The following is a 6000-nucleotide window of genomic DNA, read 5'->3' on the forward strand; positions in this document are numbered from 1 at the left end:
CAGCGCCCCATCCTACCGGTACCACGAAAGGCGGACGCCAGGACGCCGCCGTCCGGGCCCGTTCAGGCCTTCCCGGCGGTCTTCCCGGCCGGTTCGGACGCGCGCTCCGCGGGGTTCGCGGCCGCGCCGCCGTCCGGCCCCCCGGCGCCGGTGCGCGGCGCCGGGCGCATGGTCACGGCGGCATCGGAGTCCCTCACCCGCAGCGCGATCACGGCCGCGAGCAGGGCCAGCCCGGCCGCGGTCAGGAAGGCCGCGCGGTAGGCGGTGAGGTTCGCCACGGGCGTACCCGAGGCGTCCGCGGCGAGGGGGCCGACGGCGGTCAGCACGGTGCCGAGCACGGCCACGCCGAGCGCCGAGCCGAGCTGGCGCTGGGCGTTGTAGAGCGTGGAGGCGGCGCCGGTGGCGGCGGCCGGAACGGTCGCGAAGGCGGCGGTCTGGCTCGGCATGAAGACGTGCGACATCGCGAAGCCGGTGAGGAAGAGCAGTCCGCGCACCGCCCAGAGGTTGCTCTCCGGGCCGATCGTGGCCATCAGGGCCAGGCAGCAGGCCACCACGGCCGCGCCCGCGGCGAGCATCCGGCGCGGGCCGATCCGCGGGTAGAGCCGGGCCGAGACCTGGGAGGCGAGCATCACGCCGAGCGCCTCGGGGAACACCATCAGCCCGCTGTGCAGGGCGTCCATGCCGAGCGCGTCCTGCATCAGCAGCGGGAAGAGGTAGAGCATGCCGAGGAAGGCCGCGCCGGAGAACAGCGACAGCAGGTTGATGGTGCGGAAGATCCGGTCCCGGAACAGCCGCAGGTCCAGCATCGGCTCCGGGCGGCGCAGCTCGACCACGACCAGGGCGACGAGGGCGAGCAGGCCGGCGAGCGCCGTGCCGAGGATCCGCGCGCTCCCCCAGCCCTCGGACGCGCCCTCGGAGAGCGCGTACATGGCCCCGCCGAAGCCGACGGCGGCGAGCAGGAAGCCGGCCACGTCGAACCGCCCGGCCCGCCCGGCGCGGTAGTCGGGCAGGAAGAGCAGGCCGAAGACCAGCCCGGCGAGGCCCACCGGCACGTTGACGATGAAGACCCAGTGCCAGGACCAGCTGTCCACCAGCCAGCCGCCGAGCACCGGCCCGCTGGCCGGGGCGACGGCGGTGGGCAGCATCAGCACCCGGGTGGCCCGCATCCGCTCCTCCTGCGGGAAGGCGTGGAAGAGCATGGTCATCCCGACCGGGGTGAGCAGGCCGCCGGCCGCACCCTGGAGGACCCGGTACAGGGTGAGCGAGGTCAGCGAGTCGGCCGTGCCGCAGAGCATCGAGGCCGCGGTGAACAGGGCGAGCGCGTGCAGGAAGACCCGGCGGGTGCCGTACCGGTCGCCGAGCCAGCCGGAGAGCGGGACGAAGACGGCCAGGCTGACCAGGTAGCCGACGTTGACCACCCCGACCCCGGCCGGGTCGGTGCCGAAGTCCCGGCCGATGGAGGGCAGGGCGACGTTGACGATCGTGCCGTCCATGATGGTCATGAACAGCGAGGCGACGAAGACGACGCCGACCGCGATCTTGGGGTTCATCCGCGTCGGCCGGGTCGGGCTCGTCGCACGCATGGGTGGTTCTCCAGGTCTGGTGAAAAATCAACCACCCACCATGCCCGAGCCGCGGCGGAAACGACAACAGGGCCCCGCCCTGGGCGAGACCCTGCGCACGGTCGGGGTGACCGGATTCGAACCGACGGCCTTCCGCTCCCAAAGCGGACGCGCTACCAAACTGCGCCACACCCCGTGGTGCCGAGAGGAAGCGTACACGCCGGGCCCCGCCGGATCGCCGAGATATTCCGAGGCCCTCACCGCGCATGGGGTGTGCGCGCAACCGACCGGACCAGGTACGCTGTTCCCGACCTTCCGTCCGGTGACGGCCGGGGGATCGCGCGGGCGTAGCTCAATGGTAGAGCCCTAGTCTTCCAAACTAGTCACGCGAGTTCGATTCTCGTCGCCCGCTCCGCGGTACGGCCCCGGTGGATGCACAACATCCACCGGGGCCGTTCGCGTTTCCCGGGCCGGCGCCCGCCGACCGGGCGTCAGCCGGCGGCGCCGGCCCGGGGCGTCACAGCCCGAGCCGGGCGGCCCGGGCGGCGGCCCGCTCCAGCAGCCGGTGGACGTCGGCCTGCCGGGTGGTGGGCCGGTCGTTGAACTCGTCCGGGGAGTTCACCGGGCGGCCGGTGGCGTGCAGCACCTCCATCAGCTGGACCCGGGCGGTGCGCGCGGTGGCCGGGGTGCCGAACCCGTGGGCGAGCACCGCCGCCTGGGCGCCGAGCAGGCAGACCCGCCCGGCCGCGTCCCACATCGCCCCCTGCAGCCAGCCGTGCGCGGCGAGGTAGCGGGAGGCGAGGTCGAGGTGTTCGGCGGCGGTGACCGGCACGGGCCGGGCGGGGCGGCGCAGCGCCCGGTCGAGCAGGGTGGCCCGGGGCAGCGGGTGGCCGGCGTGCCAGGGACGCAGCACCGAGCCGTGCGGGCAGACGACGTAGGGCGCCGGGGTGCGCGCGGGGGCGGGCAGCGAGGCCAGGTACGCCTCGATCTCGGCGACCAGTCCGCGGGCGCCGGGGGTGAGCAGCCGGGTGGGCGCGGAGGCGGGCGCGGGGGCGTGGACGGTGCGGGGCATGCGGGCTCTCCAGGCTGCCGGTGGTTTCCGCTCCCCAAAATGGTACATTCCGGTCATTCCTGCGACCCGGGCGACGGGCCCGCCACGCCGGGTCGGCCGCGCGCGGCGGCGCCCGGGCGGTTTCCCGGGGGGCCTTCGGGCCGATAGCCTCGGCGGCGTTCGACAGCAGTTCGATGGCCGATGGCGTTCGAGACGATTCGAAGCCGTGAGCGGAGGAGTCCCCGTGCGCCCGCAGGACCGACTGGCCGTCATTCAGCGCTGCGTGGTCCGGGAGATGGCGCGGCTCGGGCAGGAGTTCACCGCCGACGGCGAGGTGGTGCGCGGCCCGGGGACGGTCGCGGTGGCCGTCCGGGAACACCCGGGCGGCGAGGGCGCCGGGCACGTCGACCTCGGCTGGGCGCTGGAGCTGGGCCGGGCGGACGCGCCGGTGGTGTGGGACTGCGCGGCCGGACTCGGCAAGACCGAGGAGGAGAAGCTCGAGAACGCGGTGCGGATGTGGGCGACCACCACGGCGGCCGCGCTCGTCGAGCTGCGCGAGGGCCGCGGCGCGCACGCCGACCACGCCGACCACCCCGAACTGCCCGGCTGGCACGCCGTCCAGGGGCCGGCGGCGGTCTTCGGGTTCGGCAACGAGCACCTGGCGGCCTGGCTGGCCGGGAACCGGGTGGTGCCCGCGCTGGCGTCCGCGCTGCTGCCGGCGCTGACCGGGCCGGGCGCGCGGCGGCCGCACGGGGTGAAGCTGTTCCTCGGCGGGCGGTCGGGGGACGACGTGGCCGAGGTCAGGATCGACGGCGAGGTCAGCGAGGCGGCGTCGGCGGCGCTGCGGGCGCTGGACTGGCCGCGCGGCGAGCGGCTGTGCTGGGCGCGGCTGTTCGTGCTGCTGACGGCCCGCGAGGAGCCGTCGGCGCCGGTGACCGCGCCGACCGGCGCCGGCGGGGTCGTGGCGGCCCGGCCGGCGGCCGTGGCGGCGGCGCGCCCGCGGGGCCTGTTCGCCCGCTGGCGGCAGGCCAGACGCGCCGACCGGTGACGGGTCGCCGGCCGTGGCGGGCCGGCGGTCCCGGGGTCAGCTGGTGATGTTGGAGATGGACTTGGCGATCTCGTTCAGGAAGTCCTGGATCGGCGTGGCGGCCGTGCTCTGGTTGAGCATGAAGCCGAACAGGGCGGCCAGGATGAAGTGCCCGGGCTTCAGCTGCTTCTGGCGGATGAAGATGAAGCAGATGATGCCGAACAGGACCAGCGCGGAGACGGAGAGTGCCACCCGGACTCACTTCCTCGTTTCATAGCGGGGCGCCACCGGCTGACGGCCCCTGCGAAGCCGGACCCCGGCCTGTCCGACGGTCCCGAGGCGGAACTTCAGATCGTCCGGCACGTCGAGGCCGGAGGGGAGGCCGACCGCTACGGCCGCACGGTGCCCGTCGTGCCGCATGTGACGCCCCCATCCCCCGAATCCTGAACAATCCCGCCCGGACTCAGTGTGGTCGACCATGCCGATTGCGTAAAGGTCTGACAGTCGGTCGAACGCCGATATTCTGCGATGCGAGACGAGTTTCCGCCGACCGAGACGATAGCCGAGACATCCTGACGAATCGTCGGCGGGGCGGCGCTGAGCGGCCGGGAAACGTTCGGCGGGCCGGACCGGAACCCGCAGGTCCGCTCCGCTGCGGGGGCACCGGAATTGGCCGAAGATCAGCTCCGGGGCTTGACAGCGGCTGCCGTTGGCACGTGCCGCCGCGAGGGGCCCGCGGGGCCGGATTCCGCGCCGCTCAGTCGCGCCAGAACAGCAGCACCGCGCGGTCGTCGTTGATGTCCCGGGCGACCGTCTCGATCAGCCGGGAGGCCGCCCCGCCGCCGGTGCCGGGGCCCGCGCCCGGCACCAGCCGGTCCGCCTCCCCCATCAGCCGGTCCATGCCCTCCGAGAGGTCCCGGCCGGGTGCCTCGACCATGCCGTCGGTGCACAGCAGCAGGACGTCGCCGCGGTTCAGCCGCCCCCGCACGCCCTCGAACTTGGCACCGTCGTAGATGCCGAGCGCCGGGCCCTCCAGCGCCTCCTTGATCTCCCAGCGGCCGGCGCCCGCCAGCCGCTGCATGCCCGGCAGGTGGCCGGCCGAGAGCAGCTCGTACTCGCCGGTGTCCAGGTCGAGCACCAGGTGCACGGCGGTCGCGAAGCCCTCCTCCCAGGACTGCCGCAGCAGGTAGCCGTTGGCGGCGGGCAGGAAGTCGTGCGCGGGCAGCGAGCCGAGCAGCCCGCCGAACGCGCCGGAGAGCAGCAGCGCCCGCGAACCGGCGTCCATCCCCTTGCCGGAGACGTCCGCGAGGACCACCTCCAGCACCCGGCGGCCGGGGCCGGTGCGGTCGGCGACCACGAAGTCGCCCGAGAAGGACTGCCCGCCGGCCGGGCGCAGCGCCATGTCGGCGTGCCAGCCGTCCGGCAGCCGGGGCACCCGGCTCTGCACCCGCAGCCGCTCGCGCAGGTCGAAGAGCATCGTCGAGCCGCCCCACCAGGGCACGCCGACCCGGCTGCGGAACTGGGCCAGCAGCAGGCCGCCGACCCCGGCCGCGCCGACCACCAGGGCGGCGCCGGGGGTGACCCCGTAGGTGTAGGACTCGGGGTGGTCGCTGGCCACCCGCTGGCCGGTGTGGATGACCGACTCGGCGGACAGGCCGAGCGCGGCCAGCGCGTAGAGCACCACCAGGGAGCCGGGGCGCAGCAGCAGGGCCGCCGCCAGGATCGGCAGGACCAGCGCGGTGGGCGGGGCCCAGGCGGGCCACCAGACGTTGAGCAGGATCAGCAGCGGGACCAGCAGGGCGAGCGCGCAGAGCACCGGCCAGTCGGCGGCGCCGCCGCGGAACCAGTCGACACCGGCGGTGCGCAGCCTTCGGCGGACCCGGCGGAGCCTCTTGCGCAACCGGGCCGTCACGGGGTCGGACGCCGGGGCGGCGCCGGGCCTCGTCGCAGTCGTCTGGGGCGGTGTGCCCGGCGCTCTGCCAGCCATGGGGACCGACCATATCCACCGGCCCCGGTCGGCGTCGACGGGCCGGGCGGGGCCGGGGGCGGGGTGGCGCGGGCGCGTCAGCGGGTTTCGGCCGATTGCGGGCGGCGGCGTCCGGAGCGTCAGGAGGCGTGCGGGCGCGGGGCGTACGAACCGCCCGGACGGCGCGCGCGCCGTGCCGCGCGGGCGGCCTGGCGCGGCGTGCGCCGGGGTCTGCGCTGTGGCCGATCACACAGCGGTCGTCCAGCGGCCGTCCAGCCGGCGTCCGGCCGGTTTCCGCACCCGGGGCGGCCGGGGACGGCACCGGGGAACGCGGCGGGGGGGGGGGGGCGGGGCGGGGGGGGGGGGGGGGCCGCGGGGGGCGGCGCGGGCCGGG

General features: G+C 75.5%; 5 protein-coding genes and 2 tRNA genes. 2 read left to right on the forward strand and 5 right to left on the reverse strand.

Features of this window, described 5'->3' with window-relative positions; all coding sequences use genetic code 11:
- Positions 1–62: 62 nt before the first annotated feature.
- Both ABT238_RS30945 and ABT238_RS30950 read right to left on the reverse strand, forming a co-directional pair.
- Positions 63–1583 carry an MDR family MFS transporter gene (locus tag ABT238_RS30945; protein WP_350801968.1) on the reverse strand — a complete coding sequence of 507 codons (1521 nt, stop codon included), beginning with the start codon at positions 1581–1583 and terminating at the stop codon, positions 63–65.
- Positions 1584–1684: 101 nt separating this feature from the next.
- Positions 1685–1758: transfer RNA gene (locus ABT238_RS30950), tRNA-Pro, on the reverse strand.
- Between the two features lie 145 nt (positions 1759–1903).
- Here ABT238_RS30950 and ABT238_RS30955 point away from each other — a divergent pair.
- Positions 1904–1974: transfer RNA gene (locus tag ABT238_RS30955), tRNA-Gly, on the forward strand.
- A gap of 105 nt (positions 1975–2079) precedes the next feature.
- Here the strand turns inward: ABT238_RS30955 and ABT238_RS30960 are convergent.
- Positions 2080–2634 (reverse strand): DUF6197 family protein, encoded by a 555-nt coding sequence (locus tag ABT238_RS30960; protein ID WP_350801972.1) that lies wholly within the window; start codon positions 2632–2634, stop codon positions 2080–2082.
- A gap of 223 nt (positions 2635–2857) precedes the next feature.
- Between ABT238_RS30960 and ABT238_RS30965 the strand changes: the two genes are divergently transcribed.
- The gene (locus ABT238_RS30965) at positions 2858–3661 is read left to right on the forward strand and encodes a DUF6348 family protein (protein WP_350801973.1); all 804 of its coding nucleotides are present in this window, start codon (positions 2858–2860) and stop codon (positions 3659–3661) included.
- Between the two features lie 36 nt (positions 3662–3697).
- Here ABT238_RS30965 and ABT238_RS30970 read toward each other — a convergent pair whose 3' ends face one another.
- Together ABT238_RS30970 and ABT238_RS30975 are read right to left on the reverse strand one after the other, a co-directional pair.
- On the reverse strand, positions 3698–3892 hold the full coding sequence (locus tag ABT238_RS30970; protein WP_350569312.1) for a hypothetical protein: 195 nt from the start codon (positions 3890–3892) through the stop codon (positions 3698–3700).
- A gap of 505 nt (positions 3893–4397) precedes the next feature.
- Positions 4398–5540 (reverse strand): PP2C family protein-serine/threonine phosphatase, encoded by a 1143-nt coding sequence (locus tag ABT238_RS30975; RefSeq protein ID WP_350569314.1) that lies wholly within the window; start codon positions 5538–5540, stop codon positions 4398–4400.
- Positions 5541–6000 lie beyond the last annotated feature (460 nt).

It is taken from the genome of Kitasatospora sp. NPDC001527 (assembly GCF_040298605.1).
Lineage (GTDB): Bacteria > Actinomycetota > Actinomycetes > Streptomycetales > Streptomycetaceae > Kitasatospora.